The sequence below is a fragment of the Bradyrhizobium sp. CCBAU 51765 genome (assembly GCF_015291725.1).
In the GTDB taxonomy this organism is placed as follows: Bacteria; Pseudomonadota; Alphaproteobacteria; order Rhizobiales; family Xanthobacteraceae; genus Bradyrhizobium; species Bradyrhizobium liaoningense.
In genome coordinates, this window is sequence record NZ_CP030038.1 from 3,428,331 (window position 1) to 3,445,449 (window position 17,119).

General features: G+C 64.5%; 17 protein-coding genes. 15 read left to right on the top strand and 2 right to left on the bottom strand.

Going from position 1 to position 17,119, the window contains the following annotated elements; genetic code table 11:
• Positions 1 to 8 precede the first annotated feature (8 nt).
• The 11 genes from rpmD (at position 9) to XH96_RS16455 (ending at position 9,485) form a co-directional block, all read left to right on the top strand.
• Positions 9 to 203: a 50S ribosomal protein L30 gene (rpmD, locus tag XH96_RS16405; protein ID WP_027554162.1), complete on the top strand. Its 195-nt coding sequence runs from the start codon at positions 9 to 11 to the stop codon at positions 201 to 203.
• Positions 204 to 278: 75 nt separating this feature from the next.
• The gene (gene rplO / locus XH96_RS16410; protein ID WP_028177974.1) at positions 279 to 764 is read left to right on the top strand and encodes a 50S ribosomal protein L15; all 486 of its coding nucleotides are present in this window, start codon (positions 279 to 281) and stop codon (positions 762 to 764) included.
• Between the two features lie 148 nt (positions 765 to 912).
• Positions 913 to 2,244 carry a preprotein translocase subunit SecY gene (gene secY / locus XH96_RS16415; RefSeq protein ID WP_028177975.1) on the top strand — a complete coding sequence of 444 codons (1,332 nt, stop codon included), beginning with the start codon at positions 913 to 915 and terminating at the stop codon, positions 2,242 to 2,244.
• A gap of 83 nt (positions 2,245 to 2,327) precedes the next feature.
• Positions 2,328 to 3,452: a preprotein translocase subunit SecY gene (locus tag XH96_RS16420; RefSeq protein WP_246790107.1), complete on the top strand. Its 1,125-nt coding sequence runs from the start codon at positions 2,328 to 2,330 to the stop codon at positions 3,450 to 3,452.
• The gene (locus tag XH96_RS16425) at positions 3,449 to 4,339 is read left to right on the top strand and encodes an adenylate kinase (RefSeq protein WP_194393366.1); all 891 of its coding nucleotides are present in this window, start codon (positions 3,449 to 3,451) and stop codon (positions 4,337 to 4,339) included. Before XH96_RS16420 ends, XH96_RS16425 begins: the two co-directional genes overlap by 4 nt.
• Positions 4,340 to 4,524: 185 nt before the next feature.
• Complete coding sequence (gene rpsM / locus XH96_RS16430; RefSeq protein WP_028137012.1) at positions 4,525 to 4,893, top strand: 30S ribosomal protein S13; 369 nt, start codon at positions 4,525 to 4,527, stop codon at positions 4,891 to 4,893.
• Positions 4,894 to 5,023: 130 nt separating this feature from the next.
• On the top strand, positions 5,024 to 5,413 hold the full coding sequence (gene rpsK / locus XH96_RS16435) for a 30S ribosomal protein S11 (RefSeq protein ID WP_007603045.1): 390 nt from the start codon (positions 5,024 to 5,026) through the stop codon (positions 5,411 to 5,413).
• A gap of 111 nt (positions 5,414 to 5,524) precedes the next feature.
• Positions 5,525 to 6,556 carry a DNA-directed RNA polymerase subunit alpha gene (locus tag XH96_RS16440; RefSeq protein WP_029674561.1) on the top strand — a complete coding sequence of 344 codons (1,032 nt, stop codon included), beginning with the start codon at positions 5,525 to 5,527 and terminating at the stop codon, positions 6,554 to 6,556.
• A 192-nt stretch (positions 6,557 to 6,748) separates the two neighbouring features.
• On the top strand, positions 6,749 to 7,165 hold the full coding sequence (gene rplQ / locus XH96_RS16445; protein WP_035680050.1) for a 50S ribosomal protein L17: 417 nt from the start codon (positions 6,749 to 6,751) through the stop codon (positions 7,163 to 7,165).
• A 168-nt stretch (positions 7,166 to 7,333) separates the two neighbouring features.
• Complete coding sequence (locus XH96_RS16450) at positions 7,334 to 8,122, top strand: SDR family NAD(P)-dependent oxidoreductase (RefSeq protein ID WP_194393367.1); 789 nt, start codon at positions 7,334 to 7,336, stop codon at positions 8,120 to 8,122.
• A 61-nt stretch (positions 8,123 to 8,183) separates the two neighbouring features.
• Positions 8,184 to 9,485, top strand: a complete 1,302-nt coding sequence (locus XH96_RS16455; RefSeq protein ID WP_194393368.1) for a chloride channel protein — start codon at positions 8,184 to 8,186, stop codon at positions 9,483 to 9,485.
• A 90-nt stretch (positions 9,486 to 9,575) separates the two neighbouring features.
• Here the strand turns inward: XH96_RS16455 and XH96_RS16460 are convergent, their stop codons facing one another.
• Positions 9,576 to 10,589, bottom strand: a complete 1,014-nt coding sequence (locus XH96_RS16460; protein ID WP_194393369.1) for a zinc-binding alcohol dehydrogenase family protein — start codon at positions 10,587 to 10,589, stop codon at positions 9,576 to 9,578.
• Between the two features lie 121 nt (positions 10,590 to 10,710).
• On the opposite strand from XH96_RS16460, the gene XH96_RS16465 reads away from it, so the two are divergent.
• Complete coding sequence (locus tag XH96_RS16465) at positions 10,711 to 11,088, top strand: helix-turn-helix domain-containing protein (RefSeq protein WP_194393370.1); 378 nt, start codon at positions 10,711 to 10,713, stop codon at positions 11,086 to 11,088.
• A 66-nt stretch (positions 11,089 to 11,154) separates the two neighbouring features.
• Here the strand turns inward: XH96_RS16465 and XH96_RS16470 are convergent, their stop codons facing one another.
• The gene (locus tag XH96_RS16470; RefSeq protein ID WP_194393371.1) at positions 11,155 to 12,768 is read right to left on the bottom strand and encodes an OprO/OprP family phosphate-selective porin; all 1,614 of its coding nucleotides are present in this window, start codon (positions 12,766 to 12,768) and stop codon (positions 11,155 to 11,157) included.
• Between the two features lie 316 nt (positions 12,769 to 13,084).
• Here XH96_RS16470 and XH96_RS16475 point away from each other — a divergent pair, with 316 nt between their 5' ends.
• Genes XH96_RS16475 through XH96_RS16485 form a run of 3 tightly spaced genes read left to right on the top strand, consistent with a single transcriptional unit; the run spans position 13,085 to position 17,092 of the window.
• Positions 13,085 to 14,491, top strand: coding sequence for a DegQ family serine endoprotease (locus XH96_RS16475; protein WP_194393372.1), 1,407 nt, complete (start codon positions 13,085 to 13,087; stop codon positions 14,489 to 14,491).
• Positions 14,488 to 15,825, top strand: coding sequence for a replication-associated recombination protein A (locus tag XH96_RS16480; RefSeq protein WP_194393373.1), 1,338 nt, complete (start codon positions 14,488 to 14,490; stop codon positions 15,823 to 15,825). The genes XH96_RS16475 and XH96_RS16480 overlap by 4 nt, the downstream gene beginning before the upstream one ends.
• 52 nt (positions 15,826 to 15,877) lie before the next feature.
• Positions 15,878 to 17,092 carry an RluA family pseudouridine synthase gene (locus XH96_RS16485; protein WP_194393374.1) on the top strand — a complete coding sequence of 405 codons (1,215 nt, stop codon included), beginning with the start codon at positions 15,878 to 15,880 and terminating at the stop codon, positions 17,090 to 17,092.
• The last annotated feature ends 27 nt before the right edge of the window (positions 17,093 to 17,119 follow it).

Consider the following 17,119-nt stretch of genomic DNA (forward strand, 5'->3'; position numbering starts at 1 on the left):
AGACCACGATGGCCAAGGCCGCAAAGACGATCAAGCTTGAGCAGACCGGCAGCGCGATCCGCCGCCATCACTCGCAGCGTTCGACGCTGATCGGGCTCAAGCTCAACAAGATCGGCCGTATCAGCGAACTGCCGGACACCCCGGCGGTCCGCGGCATGATCGAGAAGGTTCACCATCTCGTCCGCATCGTCGACGAGAAGTAAGCAAGGGCGCACGATCCCGAAGAGCGGGAAGCGGTTTTCGGTGAAGATCGTGCGCAAGACACAAGGAGAAGGGCGATGAAGCTCAGCGATATCGCCGACAACGCCGGCTCGCGCAAGAAGCGTATGCGCGTCGGCCGCGGCATCGGTTCCGGCAAAGGCAAGCAATCCGGCCGCGGCGGCAAGGGCCAGACCGCGCGTTCGGGCGTACGCATCAAGGGTTTCGAAGGCGGCCAGATGCCGATGCATCGCCGTCTGCCCAAGCGCGGCTTCAACAACATCTTCCGCATCGAGTTCGCCGAGATCAATCTCGACCGGCTCCAGGAAGCGGTCGATGCCAAGAAGATCGACGCCGGCAGCGTCGTGAACGTCGAGGCCCTGGTGAAGGGCGGCGTGTTGCGCCGCGCCAAGGGCGGCCTGCGGCTGCTCGGCCGCGGCGAGCTCAAGTCCAAGCTCAACATCGAAGTGCATGGCGCCACCAAGACCGCAATCGCGGCGGTCGAGAAGGCCGGCGGCTCGGTGAAGATCCTCGCCCCTGCCAAGGAAGAAGGCGAGGCGGCGTAACAACTGCGTCATTGGCCCGCGGCTCGCGGGCCTTTACGCATGCGGGACGTGGACTTATCGAAGCCGAGCCCCAGATAATGTCCGGCGTCCGCTAAAGTAGCCCGGCCGCGGGCATGACGGCGCAACAGGCGGCGGGAGAAAGTCCAAGATGGTCTCTGCAGCGGAACAACTGGCAGCCAATCTCAATTTCGGCGCGTTTGCCAAGGCCGACGAACTGAAGAAGCGCATCTGGTTCACCCTGGGTGCGCTGCTCGTTTATCGGCTCGGGACCTACATCCCGCTGCCCGGCATCGATCCGAACATCTGGGAACAGGTGTTCCGATCGCAGGCGGGCGGCATCCTCGGCATGTTCAACATGTTCGCCGGCGGCGGCATCCACCGCATGGCGATCTTTGCGCTGAACATCATGCCGTACATCTCGGCCTCGATCATCATCCAGCTCCTCACCACCGTCTCGCCGCAGCTCGAGGCGCTGAAGAAGGAAGGCGAGGCAGGCCGCAAGACGCTGAATCAGTACACCCGCTATCTGACGGTCATCCTGGCCGCATTCCAGTCCTACGGGATCGCGGTAGGTCTCGAAGGCGCCGGCAACGTCGTCAGCGAGCCCGGAATGTTCTTCCGCCTGTCCACGGCGATTACGCTGACCGGCGGCACCATGTTCCTGATGTGGCTGGGCGAGCAGATCACCTCGCGTGGCATCGGCAACGGCATCTCGCTGATCATTCTCGCCGGCATCGTCGCCGAGCTGCCCGCGGCGCTCGCCAGCATGCTCGAGCTCGGCCGGCAGGGTGCGATGTCGACCGGCCTGATCCTGGTCGTCATCATCATGGCCGTCGCCGTGATCGCCTTCATCGTGTTCATGGAGCGCGCGCAGCGCCGCCTCCTGATCCAATATCCGAAGCGCCAGGTCGGCAACAAGATGTTCGAGGGCCAGTCCTCGCATCTGCCGCTCAAGCTCAACACCTCGGGCGTGATCCCGCCGATCTTCGCGTCCTCGCTGCTCTTGCTGCCGACCACGGTGGCGAACTTCAATGCGGGCAGCGGGCCGGAATGGTTCCAGTGGATCAACACCCAGCTCGGCCATGGTCGCCCGCTGTTCCTGATCATGTATCTGGCGCTGATCGTGTTCTTCGCCTTCTTCTACACCGCGATCGTGTTCAACCCGACCGAGACCGCGGACAATCTGAAGAAGCACGGCGGCTTCATTCCGGGCATCCGTCCTGGCGAGCGCACCGCCGAATATATCGACTACGTGCTGTCGCGCATTACCGTGCTCGGCGCGATTTATCTGGCGATCGTCTGCCTGATTCCCGAGATCCTGATCTCCTATGCGTCGGTACCGTTCTATTTCGGCGGCACCTCGCTGCTGATCGTCGTCAGTGTCACCATGGATACGGTGGCGCAGGTCCAGGGCTATCTTCTGGCCCATCAGTATGAAGGCCTGATCCGGAAGTCCAAGCTGCGCGGCCGCCGTAGATGAGCCGGGAGCTCGCGCGCCGAATCGCTTTCACGATCGGCGCGCTTCTCCTCTTCAGGCTGGGCACGCAGATCCCGATTGCGGGGTTGGATGTTTCGCGTTTCTCGTCACTACCCGATTTCAACGGCCGCCTTTCGCCGTTTTCGCTCGGCCTCGTTCCCTATCTGACTGCGGCGATCTTTGTCCGGTTGCTGTCGTTGGTGTGGCGCGGCCTGAGTTCGCTCGAGCGGTCGGGCGAGGACGGCCGGCGCAAGGTGGCCCGCGCTACGCTGGGACTCACGCTGGCTCTTGCCGCCTTTCAGGCTTTCGGCATCTCCTCCGCGCTGATCTCCATTCCGCAGCTCGTCAGGGATCCCGACGGCTGGTTCGTGATGACGGCCACGGCCTCGATGATTGGCGGCGTCTTTGTGCTGGTGTGGCTGAGCGAACAGATCACCCGCTACGGCATCGGCAACGGTCTGGCGCTGATCTTGAGTGTCGGCATGCTCGCCTCCCTGCCGCGAGACGTCGCCGGCATCGCAGATGCCGTGCGGAGCGGGATGGTCTCGGGCTACCTCGTGTTCTTCCACGCCGTGTTCTGGATCGCGACCATCGCTGTGATCGTGCTCGTCGAAGGCGCACGGCGAAATGTTCGGGTCGAGTTCGGCGCGCTCAATGTCGGCGCGCGGCAACTGCCGGTGCGCGAAGCGGTGCTGCCGATCAAGCTCAACAGCGCGGGGTTCCTGATTCCGGTCACCATGGCGCCATGGATCTTCTTTCTCCCGCTCGCCCTTGCGGGCCTCGTCATTGGTGCCGATCACCCCTTGGTCGCCGCGGCCTATCGCCATCTTCAGCTGGGGCAGCCGGCGCACCTCATCCTCGTATCCGTCGCGGTGTTCGTGCTGGCCTTCGTCTACACCGCCTATGTCATCGATCCCGAATACACGGCCAAATCCCTGGCGCAACGTGACGGCATCATTTCCGGTGTCGCGCCCGGCGAGGCGACTGCCGCCTATCTCGATCGCGTCGTGTCATTGACGACGGTCATCGGAGCCGTCTACCTGACTGCGTTGCAGTTGATTCCGGAGGTGTTCGACCTTTACCGGATCGGTCTGCCTTATAGTATGGTCGTCAACGGTGGTGCTGCGCTGGTTGTGGTTTGCACCGCTCTTGATATCAAAGCACAGGTGCGCGACGTATCGCTCACCAATCCGGGGGGCGTACGCCGATGAGAATTATACTTCTGGGACCGCCGGGGTCGGGCAAAGGGACCCAGGCGCAACTCTTGGTGCAGCGCTATGGCATCGTCCAGCTCTCGACCGGCGAGATGCTGCGTGCCGCGGTTGCGGCCGGAACGCCGGTCGGGCTGAAGGCCAAGGAGATCATGGCCAGCGGCGGCCTCGTTCCGGACGAGGTCGTGGTCGGAATCATCTCCGACCGGATCGACCAGCCGGACGCCAGGAACGGCTTCATCCTCGATGGTTTCCCGCGCACCGTCCCGCAGGCCGCGGCGCTGGATGAGCTGCTCAAGCAGAAGCATCTCAAGCTCGACGCCGTGATCGAGCTCCGCGTCAACGAGAGCGCGCTCTTGAACCGCGTCGAGACCCGTGTCGCACAGATGCGCGAGCGCGGCGAGGAGGTTCGGGTCGACGACACCCCGGAGGTCCTGACCAAGCGGCTTGCCAGCTACCGCACCCAGACGGAACCGCTGATTCACTACTATTCCGAGCGTCGCAAGCTCTCGACCATTGACGGCATGATGGCCATCGACGAGGTCACCCGCGCCATCCACCGCCAGCTTCTGGCGCTCGGCGCGGTCGAGCCCAAGGCCCACTCTAGAAGCGCGGCCAAGGCTGCGCCGGCCAAAAAGGCCAAGGCGGCGAAGAAATCGGCCAAAAAGCCGGCGAAGGCAGCCAAAAAGGCGGCCAAATCGGCCAAGGCCGCCAAAAAGGCGGTCAAGAAGCCCGTGAGGGGTTCCAAGGCTGCTACCAAGACTGCTACCAAAGCGGCGACCAAGAAAGCGGCCAAAAAGGCCGCAAAAGCGACCGCCAGGAAGGCCGTCAAAAAGGGTGCCAAAAAGAGCGCAAAAAAGGTCACGAAAAAGCGAGCCAAGGGCTAGCAGCGGTTGACGAAAGCCCCTGGAATCCCCTAATAAGCCCCGCATCCAAGTCGGATAGTTTCAGACGATGCCGGGCCCCAGGAAGACCGGGGGTGGGCGTCGTGTTCGCGTTTGTGAACACCTGCCCGAGAACACAAGCACTTAAAGCCCGATCCTGACGAGGATCGGCGACAGGAGAGAAGGCCGTGGCCCGTATTGCCGGCGTGAACATTCCCACCAACAAGCGCGTGCTGATCGCGCTCCAGTACATCCATGGCATCGGTCAGAAGATCGCCAGTGAGATCCTGGAGAAGGTGAAGATCCCCGTGGATCGTCGCGTCAATCAGCTCAGCGACGCCGAAGTGCTCCAGATCCGCGAAGTCATCGACCGCGACTATCTCGTCGAGGGCGATCTGCGTCGCGAGGTCGGTATCAACATCAAGCGTCTGATGGACCTCGGCTGCTATCGCGGCCTGCGTCATCGTCGCGGTCTGCCGGTGCGCGGCCAGCGCACCCACACCAATGCGCGCACGCGCAAGGGTCCGGCCAAGGCCATCGCCGGCAAGAAGAAGTAAACTCGCGAATAGGAATGGCGAATGGCGAGTAGGGAGCATCCCTATTCGCCATTCGCTACTCACTATTTGCTTCCACAGGTGTAGCCGCTGGCATTACGGCGGCGTTTGAGATCTTCAGGAAAGGGACTCAATGGGCAAGGAAGCCACCCGCGTTCGTCGTCGTGAGCGCAAGAACATCGCCTCCGGCGTCGCGCATGTGAACTCGTCGTTCAACAACACGACCATCACCATCACCGACGCGCAGGGCAACACGATTGCCTGGTCCTCGGCCGGCACGATGGGTTTCAAGGGCTCGCGCAAGTCGACCCCGTACGCCGCGCAGGTCGCCGCAGAAGACGTCTCCAAGAAGGCGCAGGAGCACGGCATGCGCACGCTGGAAGTCGAAGTGGCCGGCCCCGGTTCGGGCCGCGAATCGGCGCTCCGCGCGCTCCAGGCCGCGGGCTTCACCGTCACCTCGATCCGTGACGTGACCACGATTCCGCACAACGGTTGCCGTCCCCGCAAGCGTCGGCGCGTTTGATACCAAGTTGCGGGCGCATCGGCGCCCGCGATGACTTTGCTTAAAGCCGCGGGAATGATCTGCGGCCTTTCTCCAACGCCAGTATTTGAACTGTCAAATTGACTGGCCTGTATGGGTGAAACAGTGACGATCCAGAAAAATTGGCAAGAACTGATTCGGCCGAACAAGCTCCAGGTCACGCCCGGCAGCGATCCCTCGCGTTTTGCGACCATCGTCGCCGAGCCGCTCGAGCGTGGTTTCGGTCAGACCCTCGGCAACGCGCTGCGCCGGATCCTGCTCTCCTCGCTCCAGGGCGCGGCGGTGCAGTCGGTGCACATCGACGGCGTGCTGCACGAGTTCTCCTCGATCGCGGGCGTCCGTGAGGACGTCACCGACATCGTGCTGAACATCAAGGACATCTCGATCAAGATGCAGGGCGAAGGCCCCAAGCGCATGGTCGTGAAGAAGCAGGGCCCGGGTGTCGTCACCGCCGGCGACATCCAGACCGTCGGCGACGTGGTCGTGCTGAACCCCGATCTGCAGATCTGCACGCTCGACGAGGGCGCAGAGATCCGCATGGAGTTCACGGTTTCCACCGGCAAGGGTTACGTGCCCGCCGAACGCAACCGTCCTGAGGACGCGCCGATCGGCCTGATCCCGGTCGACAGCCTGTACTCGCCGGTCCGCAAGGTCTCCTACAAGGTCGAGAACACCCGCGAGGGCCAGATCCTCGACTACGACAAGCTGACCATGACGATCGAGACCAATGGCGCGATCACGCCGGACGATTCGGTGGCTTATGCCGCCCGCATCCTGCAGGATCAGCTCAACGTGTTCGTCAACTTCGAAGAGCCGCGCAAGGAAGTCGCCCAGGAGATCATCCCGGACCTCGCCTTCAACCCGGCCTTCCTCAAGAAGGTGGACGAGCTCGAGCTGTCGGTGCGTTCGGCCAACTGCTTGAAGAACGACAACATCGTCTACATCGGCGACCTCGTGCAGAAGAGCGAGGCGGAAATGCTCCGCACCCCGAACTTCGGCCGCAAGTCGCTGAACGAGATCAAGGAAGTGCTGGCCCAGATGGGGCTGCATCTCGGCATGGAAGTGCCGGGCTGGCCGCCGGAGAACATCGACGAGCTCGCCAAGCGCTTCGAGGATCATTACTAACAATTTGTCGTTCCGGGGCGATGCGAAGGGACCACGCGAAGCGTGGCCCTGGAGCATCGAACCCGGAACCTCGAGATTCCGGGTTCGGCTCTGCGAGCCGCCCCGGAATGACGACCGGGCGAACGCAGGCAGCCCACCTGAGCAACATGTCCGACGAACCGTCGCGGCAGTTCATATGTAAGGAATAAACACATGCGTCACGGCAAGGTTCATCGGAAGCTCAACCGCACGGCCGAGCATCGCCGCGCGATGTTCGCAAACATGGCGGCCGCGCTGATCAAGCACGAGCAGATCGTCACCACGCTGCCGAAGGCGAAGGAATTGCGCCCGATCGTGGAGAAGCTGGTCACCCTCGGCAAGAAGGGCGGACTCTCGATGCGCCGCCAGGCGATCTCCGAGATGCGCGACAAGGACCAGGTCAAGAAGCTGTTCGACGTGCTCGCGCCCCGCTACAAGGACCGCCAGGGCGGCTACACCCGCATCATCAAGGCCGGCTTCCGCTACGGCGACAATGCCGCGATGGCCGTGATCGAGTTCGTCGATCGCGACGTCGATGCCAAGGGCCAGGATTCTGGCCCGGTGCAGGAAAAGGAAGCCGAGGCGGCCTGAGCCAGTCAGCGGCTATGAATTGACAGCGGCGCCTTTCCGGGCGCCGTTTTTTTTGGATGCGTTGGGTGGATTCGCCCGTGTCCGGGCGCTCCCTCACGCGTCGGTGAGCCCGATTGCGGCATCACAGGTCGCTCCCGATATCTCCGTCATCAGCCTTGGAGGCAGCGCATGAACATCGACCTTTCCGGAAAGACCGCCATCGTGACCGGCTCGACCGCCGGCATCGGCCACGCCATCGCCAAGGGTTTGGCAGCCTCCGGCGCCAGCGTCGTCATCAACGGCCGCGGCCAGGACAAGGTTGACGCTGCCGTGCGCAAGCTGGAAGGGACGGGCGTCAAGGTCCGCGGCATCGCCGCCGACGTCTCGACCGCTGCGGGCTGCAAGGCGCTGGTTGCGGCGCTGCCCGAGGTCGACATTCTCATCAACAATGCCGGCATCTTCGAGCCCAAGGATTTCTTCGAGATCCCGGACGAGGACTGGACCCGCTTCTTCGAGGTCAACGTTATGAGCGGCGTGCGGCTGTCGCGCGCGTACATGAAGGGCATGCTCGAGCGCAACTGGGGCCGCATCGTCTTCATCTCCTCGGAGTCCGGGCTCAACATTCCCGTCGAGATGATCCATTACGGCATGACCAAGACGGCCCAGCTGTCTGTCGCGCGCGGCCTAGCGCAGCTCACCCGCGGCACCGGCGTCACGGTCAACTCCGTGCTGCCGGGCCCGACCATGTCGGAAGGCGTCGAGACGTTCGTCAAGGATCTCGCCAAGCAGAATGGACAGTCGGTGGACGAGGCCGCGGCCAACTTCGTTAGGCAGCATCGCCCCAGCTCGCTGATTCAGCGCTTCGCCAGCGTGGAGGAGATCGCCAACATGGTGGTCTATGTCGCCTCGAAGGAGGCATCCGCCACGAACGGCGCCGCGCTGCGCGCGGAGGGCGGTATCGTCAACACCATCGCCTGAGCGCCCGCGCGTCAGCTGTCTGGCTTTTGGTTCGGGGCACGATCGGCTAGATTAAGCCTCCATGCTCCGGACCTTCTCCACTCGCGACAAGCGGCGCATCCGCCTGACCTATGCACGCTGGCGCCGGCGGGCGATTTTCCTGCTCGGCGGCGTGGCCGTCGGCGCAGCGGCCGTGGCGCTGGCGCAGGCCGCCGATCTGGCACAGCAGGCCTTCGCGTTCTTGCTGGCGAAGTCGCGCTATATCGTGCTGGCGATTACGCCGCTCGGATTCATGCTGTCGGCCTATCTGACCATCCGCCTGTTCCCGAATGCGCAGGGCAGCGGCATCCCGCAGGCGATCGCCGCCCGGCATCTGACCGACCAATCCGCGCGCGAAAGTCTGGTCTCGATGCGGATCGCGGTTGGGAAGGTGATCCTCACTTTGTTCGGCCTGCTCTGTGGCGGCTCGGTCGGCCGGGAAGGGCCGACCGTCCAGGTCGGCGCGTCCATCATGTTCGCACTTGGCCGCGTGTCGCCGCGCCGCCAGCCAGGCCTGATCCTGGCCGGAGCGGCCGCCGGCGTTGCCGCCGCGTTCAACACGCCGCTGGCGGGGATCGTGTTCGGTATCGAGGAGATGAGCCGCGCTTTCGAGACCCGCACATCCAGTCTCATCATTGCTGCGGTCATCGCGGCCGGCCTGACGTCGCTCGCGCTGGCCGGCAATTACGCTTATTTCGGCAGTAGCGCGATGTCGCTGGCGCGCGGGATCGATTGGCTGGCCGTGCCCGTCTGTGGCATGATCGGGGGTCTCGCAGGCGGATTGTTCAGCCGCATCGTCATCGCCACGGCGCGGGGATTCAAAGGGCCGGTCGGGCGCGCGATGAAGGACCACCCGCTCTGGTTCGCCTTCGCCTGCGGTCTCGCCGTCGCGCTCTGCGGCCTCGCCTCCGGCGACACCGTTTACGGCACTGGCTATCAGCAGGTGAAAACGGCGCTGGAGCAGGGCGCGCCGCTGCCGCAGGATTTCGGCATCCTCAAGATGATGGCGACGACGTTCGCCGCGATCAGCGGCATTCCGGGCGGCATCTTCGCGCCCTCGCTCGCCGTCGGTGCCGGGATCGGATGCAATGTCGCCTCTTTCTTCCACGACGCGCCGCTCGGTGCAATCATGCTGCTCGGTATGGTCGCCTATTTCGCCGGGGTGGTGCAGGCGCCGATCACCGCCTTCGTCATCGTCACGGAGATGACGGACAATCACGGCATGGTCGTGCCGTTGATGGCGGCCGCCCTGATCGCGCATCTCGTCTCGCGACTGGTCTGCGAGGAGGGCATCTATCACGCGCTCGCCAAGGGCTTCATCGAGCGGGGGATGGCGAAGACGTAGCAGCGGAGGTGTCGGGTAGATTCCACTGTCCGTGTCGCGGTTTCAAAGGCGGGTGGGTTTCGCCTTCGGCTAACCCACCCGACGAAGCCTTTACCACCCCTCCAGCACGATCTTGCCGCGCGACTTGCCGCTCTCGAGCAGCGCATGGGCTCGCTTGAGGTTGGCGGCGTTGATCGTGCCGAAGGTCTGGTCGAGCGTGGTGCGCAGCACGCCCTTGTCGATGAGATCGGCGACATCATTGAGCAGATGATGCTGCGCGATCATGTCTGGTGTCTGGAACGAGGAGCGCGTGAACATCGATTCCCAGTGCACCGAGATGGCCTTGCCCTTGAAGGTGCTCATGGTGAATTCCGGAGGATCGTCGATCAGGCCGAACCTGCCCTGCGGGGCCATGAAGTCCGCAATCGCCTTGTAGTGCTGGTCGGTGAAGGTGAGGCTTGCGACCAGCGCGACCGGCGGCAGCTTCAGCTTCTCGATCTGCTCCTTCATGGGCTTGCCGTGGTCGATCACGGCATGTGCGCCGAGATCGAGGCACCATTTCTGCGACTCTGGCCGCGTGGCGGTGGCAAGTACTGTCAGCCCGGTGAGGCGACGGGCGAGCTGGATCAGGATCGAGCCGACCCCACCGGCGCCGCCCGTGATCAGGAGTGTGCGCGGATCGACGCTCTTGCCGGGGATCGCGCCGAGCCGGTCGAACAGCAGCTCCCAAGCGGTGATGGAGGTGAGGGGAAGGGCGGCGGCCTGCGCGAACGACAGGCTCTTCGGCTTGTTGCCGACGATGCGCTCGTCGACCAGGTGGAATTCGGCGTTGGTGCCTTGGCGCAGGATCGAGCCGGCGTAGAACACCTCGTCGCCCGGTTTGAAGAGCGTCACGTCCGGGCCGACGGCATCGACCACGCCGGCCGCGTCATAGCCGAGGATCTTGGTCTCGCCTTCGGGCGGGCTCGCGCGCTTGCGTACCTTGTAATCGACCGGATTGGCCGAGATCGCCTTCACGGCGACGCGGATGTCGCGCCCCCCGGGCTCGGGCTTGGCGGTCTCGAAATCGATCAGTGAATCCGCATCCTCGATTGGAAGCGATCTTTTGTAGCCGACGGCCTTCATGGCTTGTCTCCATCAGATGAGCTGTTCGCCTGCCGCCCTAACTGTCGCCCTGGCTTCAAATTGGCAAGTACTGTAAATTCGGGGATATAGTCCCTGTTTGGATACTATTGGGAAAACACGCATGAAGCGGCGCAATTTTGCCCGTCGTCCCGGCTGCTCGGTCGAGGCGACGCTGGACCTGATCGACGGCAAGTGGAAGGGCGTGATCCTCTACCACCTCCAGAGCGGCACCCAGCGCTTCGGCGAATTGCGCCGCCGGATGCCCGGCATCACCCAGCGCATGCTCACCAAACAGCTGCGCGCGCTGGAGGAGGACAAGCTGGTCATCCGCAAGGTCTATGCCGAGGTGCCGCCGCGCGTGGAATATTGCCTGTCCGAGCTCGGCGAGAGCCTCAGGCCTGTCATCGACATTCTGAAGGCCTGGGGCGAGAGTCATCAGGAACGGCTGTCTTGCGCGCCGCCGCCGGTGGTGGAGAGGAAGCCGAAGCGCGCGGCGTAGATCATCGAGGGTGCTATGGGCCCCGGGTTCGCGCCGCCGCGCGCCCCGGGACGAGGGTTCAGAGCCTCAGAACGCGAACTGTGTGCGCATCGCGACCGCGTCGAACTTCGAGCCGACATCGGCAGTCGAGACCGGCGAGGCCTGTCGCGACACCGTGCCGTGCAGATAGTCCAGCATGAATCGGACATTGCCGTTGACGTACCAGTTGAGCGCGAGGGTGTAGACTGTTTGCCGGCCGCCGGCGACACCGGTCGCGGTCGCGAGCTGGTCATTGAGGTCGATCGTCGAGAAGCGCCCCGCGATTTCCCACGCACCCCAGCCGCCGCCGTCGAGCGAGAACGGATGCGCCGGCTTGACGCCGTAATAGGCCGCCGCCGCGGCATTGTAAGTCCGGCTCTCGCCCGTCAGCACGTAGCCGGCCTGCGCATAGCCGCCCTGGAATTTCAGGCTCGGTGCGCCGACCAGCGGCACGCCGGTGTTGGCGGTGCGATCGACGTTGTACCAGAAGTACTCGCCCTGGACGATGAGCGGCCCGTAGGTCGCGGCCGCTTCGACGCTGTAGACCTGCGCGCCCGAGACATTGGCGATGGCGCCGGTGGAGATCAGCGTGGTCGGGTCGAGACGCAATTCCGGACGATCGCTGAGCGTGACCGTCTGCGTGTTGGCGATCAGGTTGCGCGGCGGCTGGATCAGCCATTGCGCGTCGGCGCCGATGTGCACCGAATAGTCCTTGCCGCTGATGGGATTGCCGGCGACGCGCGCCACCGCGCCGTACTGCTCGCTCGTGCCCGGCGGCGAAGCGCTCGATGCGGAATGGATCGCGCCGGTCGACGGTCCCGTGACATAGCCGCCGATCCAGAGCTGGTCGTTGAACCAGCGCGCACCGGCCGCGGAGCGGAAGTCGCCCGCGGCGATGTTGGTGGCGATAACACCGGGTGAGGCGCGTTCCATGAACATGATGTCGTTTGAGCTCGTCGCCTCGTCGAGCGTGTATGGCAGATCCATGATGCCGGCCTCGATTGCCATCTTGCCGCCGAACGGCTTCAGGCCGGTGTAGCTGATATAGGCATTCTCGACGCCGGAGAGGCCGCCGCCCGGCAGCGAGCCCGGTGCGGCGCCGCCGAATCCGTCGGAGGAGCCGCCGAAATCGTAGACCAGCGCAAAGTTCCAGTCGTTGAAGAACTTGCCGGCGACGCCGATGCGCGCACGGCGAACGTTCTGGCCGCTATCGAGCTTCTGGGGCACGGTGGCCGCGGTGTTGGGACGATAGTCGTAGCCGCCGACATCGTAATGCAGGCGGCTGGTGATGGCGACGCAATTGGCCTGGTCGGCGGTGCAGATCGTCGGGCGGTTGTTCGGCATCGTCACGACGACGCCGGATGCCGGCGCCGGCCCCTTGACGGGAATCGCCGCATTGGCGTTGGCAACGACGGCCTTTGCCTCCGAACGCGCTTCGGCCTTCGCTTCAGCCTTCGCTTCGGCCCTGGCTTTTGCCGCGGCCGCCGTGTTCGCCGCGGTCTGACTCTGGAGCTTGTCGAGCTTCTGCTCCAGCATCTTCAACTGCTGCTTCAGCAGTGCGATCTCCTGCTCGCTGCTGCTTGCCGATTGGGCCTGGGCCTGCGAGGCTGCCAGTGCGCCGGCGAGACCAATCGCCGTGGCTGTAATTCTTGTCCTGCTCATGTCATCACTCCATCGGTTGGACCAACTTCCCCAGGTCGTAAGCGCAGAGCCTAAGAACGGTCGATGACTGCCCCGCGACGGCGAGCCTTCGGTTGCGCTGGTTCCCGCTGATGCAAATTCGTCGCAACCGAATCCACCGAGAGCGAGCATGCAAGATGATGCGTGTCATGCCAATCCGCCCGCCGGGGCAAGTTGTCGTTTCGCACGCCTGGCTCCGGGCTCAAGCCGTTGGAATGAGGCCGAATATTGCCGCCCCGCGCCCTTCTATTGAGGGGCGAACGCGCCTATATTCCGGCGTCTTTTCCGAGAGGTAGGAATGTTTCGATCGACCTGGACCGCCGTCCTCACGGCCTTGTGCATAGCCTTTTCGGCCCATTTCAATCCGGCCTCAGCGCAGGACCGCCGCGTCCCGTCATCGCCGGCCGAGCTGCGGCTGTCCTATGCGCCGATCGTGCAACGGGTGCAGCCCGCGGTCGTCAACGTCTATGCCGCCAAGGTGGTGCAGAACCGCAATCCGCTGCTGGACGACCCGATTTTCCGCCGCTTCTTCGGCGTGCCGGGTCAGCAGCCCGAGCAGATGCAGCGCTCGCTCGGCTCCGGCGTCATCGTCGATGCCTCCGGTCTCGTCGTCACCAACGTCCACGTCATCGAAGGCGCGGACCAGGTGAAAGTGTCGCTGTCGGACAAGCGCGAGTTCGAGGCCGAGATCCTGCTGAAGGATTCGCGTACCGATCTCGCCGTGCTGCGTCTGAAGGACGCCAAGGAAAAATTTCCGACCCTCGATTTCACGAATTCCGATGAATTGTTGGTCGGCGACGTCGTGCTGGCGATCGGCAATCCGTTCGGTGTCGGCCAGACCGTGACCCACGGCATCATCTCGGCGCTGGCGCGCACGCAAGTCGGCATCACCGACTACCAGTTCTTCATCCAGACCGATGCGCCGATCAACCCCGGCAATTCCGGCGGCGCGCTGGTCGACATGAGCGGCAAGCTCGCCGGCATCAACACGGCAATCTATTCGCGCTCCGGCGGCTCGCAGGGCATCGGCTTTGCGATTCCCGCCAACATGGTGCGCGTCGTCGTCGCATCAGCCAAGAGCGGCGGCAAGGCAGTGAAGCGGCCGTGGCTCGGGGCAAAATTGCAGGCGGTGACTCCGGAGATCGCGGAAAGCCTCGGCCTGCGCTCGCCGACCGGTGCGTTGGTCGCAAGCGTGGTGCCCAATGGCCCCGCAGCGAAGGCCGGTCTGAAATCCTCCGACCTCATCACCGGCATCGACGGCCAGACCGTCGATGATCCCAACGCCTTCGACTACCGTTTTGCAACCCGTCCGCTCGGCGGCACCGCGCAGATCGACGTGCAGCGCGGCAGCAAGCCGATCAAGCTGACCGTGGCACTGGAGACCGCGCCCGATACCGGGCGCAGCGAGCTCGTCGTCACCGCTCGCTCGCCGTTCCAGGGCGCGAAGGTCTCGACCATCACGCCCGCGGTCGCTGACGAGCTGCGTCTGGACGCCGACACCGAAGGCGTCGTGATCACTGATATCGGCGGCGATACCGCGGCGGCCAATGTCGGCTTCCAGAAAGGCGACATCATCCTGGCCGTCAACAACCAGAAGATCAGCAAGACCGGCGATCTCGAGAAGGCCGCAGGCGAGCGGCCGCGGATCTGGCGCATCACGCTGGTGCGCGGCGGCCAGCAGATCAACGTCACGTTGGGCGGATGAGTCCGAAGCGACCACAGCAGACGCCGACTCTCTTTGCCGCGGCGGGGCTCGACCACGAGGCGCCGCATCCGCTGCCGGACCGGCTGCGGCCGCGCGCGCTCTCGGAGGTCGTCGGCCAGGACCACATCCTCGGCCCCGACGGCGCGCTGACGCGCATGCTGGAGACGCGCACGCTCGGCTCGCTGGTGTTCTGGGGCCCGCCGGGCACCGGCAAGACCACGGTGGCACGGCTGCTGGCGGATGCCACCGATCTGCATTTCGAACAGATCTCCGCGGTATTCTCCGGCGTCGCCGATCTCAAGAAGGCTTTCGATGCCGCGCGCGCCCGCCGCGAGATGGGCAAGGGCACGCTGCTCTTCGTGGACGAGGTGCATCGCTTCAACCGCGCCCAGCAGGATTCCTTTCTGCCCGTGATGGAAGACGGCACGGTGGTCATGGTCGGCGCCACCACCGAGAACCCGTCCTTCGAGCTCAACGCGGCGCTCCTGTCCCGCGCGCGCGTGCTGGTGTTTCGTTCGCTCGATGCCGCCGCGATCGAAAAGCTGTTCGCACATGCCGAGGCGGTCGAGGGCAAGAAGCTGCCGCTCGATGCGGAGGCGCGCGCGGTGCTGGTGCGCATGGCCGACGGCGATGGCCGCGCATCGCTGACGCTTGCCGAAGAGGTATGGCGTTCGGCGCGGGCGGACGAGATCTTCAATGCCGTGCAGTTGCAGGACATCCTGCAACGCCGCGCGCCGATCTACGACAAGTCGGCCGACGGCCATTACAACCTGATTTCGGCGCTGCACAAGTCGGTGCGCGGCTCCGATCCCGATGCCGCGCTGTATTACCTCGCGCGCATGCTCGATGCCGGCGAGGATCCGCTGTTCCTGGCCCGTCGTGTCGTGCGCATGGCGGTCGAGGACATCGGGCTTGCCGATCCGCAGGCGCTCGTCATCGCCAATGCGGCCAAGGATGCTTTCGACTTCCTCGGCCACCCCGAAGGCGAGCTCGCAATAGCGCAGGCCGTCGTCTATCTCGCCACCGCGCCGAAATCGAACGCGGTCTACACCGCCTTCGGCACGGCGATGCAGATCGCCAAGCAGGCCGGCTCGCTGCTGCCGCCGAAGCACATCCTCAATTCCCCGACCAAGCTGATGAAGTCGGAAGGCTACGGTGCAGCGTACGAATACGACCACGACGCCCCCGACGCCTTCTCCGGCCAGGACTACTTTCCGGAGGCTCTCGGCCGCCAGACCTTCTACGACCCGCCCGAGCGCGGCTTCGAGCGGGAGATCAGGAAGCGGCTGGATTACTGGGCCAAGCTTCGGAAGGAGCGGGGCGGTTCGCGCTAGAGACGACCATTTCGCCGTGACGGCAGCCGGCTTTTAGGCTAGGCAGGCAATCATGAGCCGCCGCATCAAGAGAATGAATCCAAGGCCGCGTTCGCGAGACGAGCGCGAGGACGCGCGTCCGCATCAGGCGCGCAGCGCGAAGAAGGCCGGGCCACGGCCGGGCGGCAAGCCCGGCAGCAAGCCGCCGCGCTTTGCGGGCGAACGGGCCGAGCGGCGTCCGCCCAAAGCTGTGCTGGAAAAGGCCGTTCCGGCAAAGCCGGTCGAAGCATTGCTGCCCACCAAGGTCCAGACCGTCACGGTGACGGCCGACGAGAACAACATGCGTGTCGACCGTTTCCTCGAAGCGCGCTTTCCCGGCCTGTCGTTCTCCCACATCCAGCGCGTCGTCCGCAAAGGCGAACTGCGCGTCGACGGCAAGCGCGTCGACAGCAAGGATCGCCTCGAGGAGGGGCAGAGCGTCCGCATTCCGCCGCTGAAGCTCGACGCACCGAAGGTCGTCGGGGAGCTCTCGGACGCTGCGCAAAAAACGCTCAAGGCGCTGAAGGAGATGACGATCTACGAGGACGACGACGTCCTCGTCCTGAACAAGCCGGCCGGCCTTGCCGTGCAGGGTGGGTCGGGTATGACGCGGCACATCGACCAGATGCTGGAGGTGATGCGCGACGCCAAGGGCCAGAAGCCGCGGCTCGTGCACCGCATCGACAGGGAGACATCGGGTTGTCTCCTGATCGCCAAGACGCGCTTCGCCGCCTCGCATCTGACCGGCGCATTCCGCTCGCGGTCGGCGCGAAAGGTGTATTGGGCTCTGGTACCGGGCCTGCCGAAGCCCAAGCAGGGCCGCATCTCGACCTTCCTCGCCAAGGAAGAGAGCGAGGACGACACCATCATGCGCATCGCCCAGCATGGCGACGAGGGCGCGAGCCACGCGGTGACCTATTATGCGGTGGTCGAGACGGCCGGCAACAAGCTGACCTGGGTGTCGCTGAAGCCGGTGACGGGCCGTACCCACCAGCTGCGCGCCCACATGGCCCATATCGGCCATCCTATCGTTGGCGATCCCAAATATTTCAACATCGAGAACTGGCAGCTGCCGGGCGGCTTGCAAAACCGGCTGCATCTCTTGGCACGCCGCATCGTCATCCCGCATCCGCGCGGCGGCGTGATCGACGCCACCGCGCCGTTACCACCGCATATGCAGCAGTCGTGGAACCTGCTCGGACTGGATGCAACCAGATTTGATCCGATCGAGAACGCGCCTGAAGAATAGTTAAGTCAGGTTGAACGGGGGCGATCG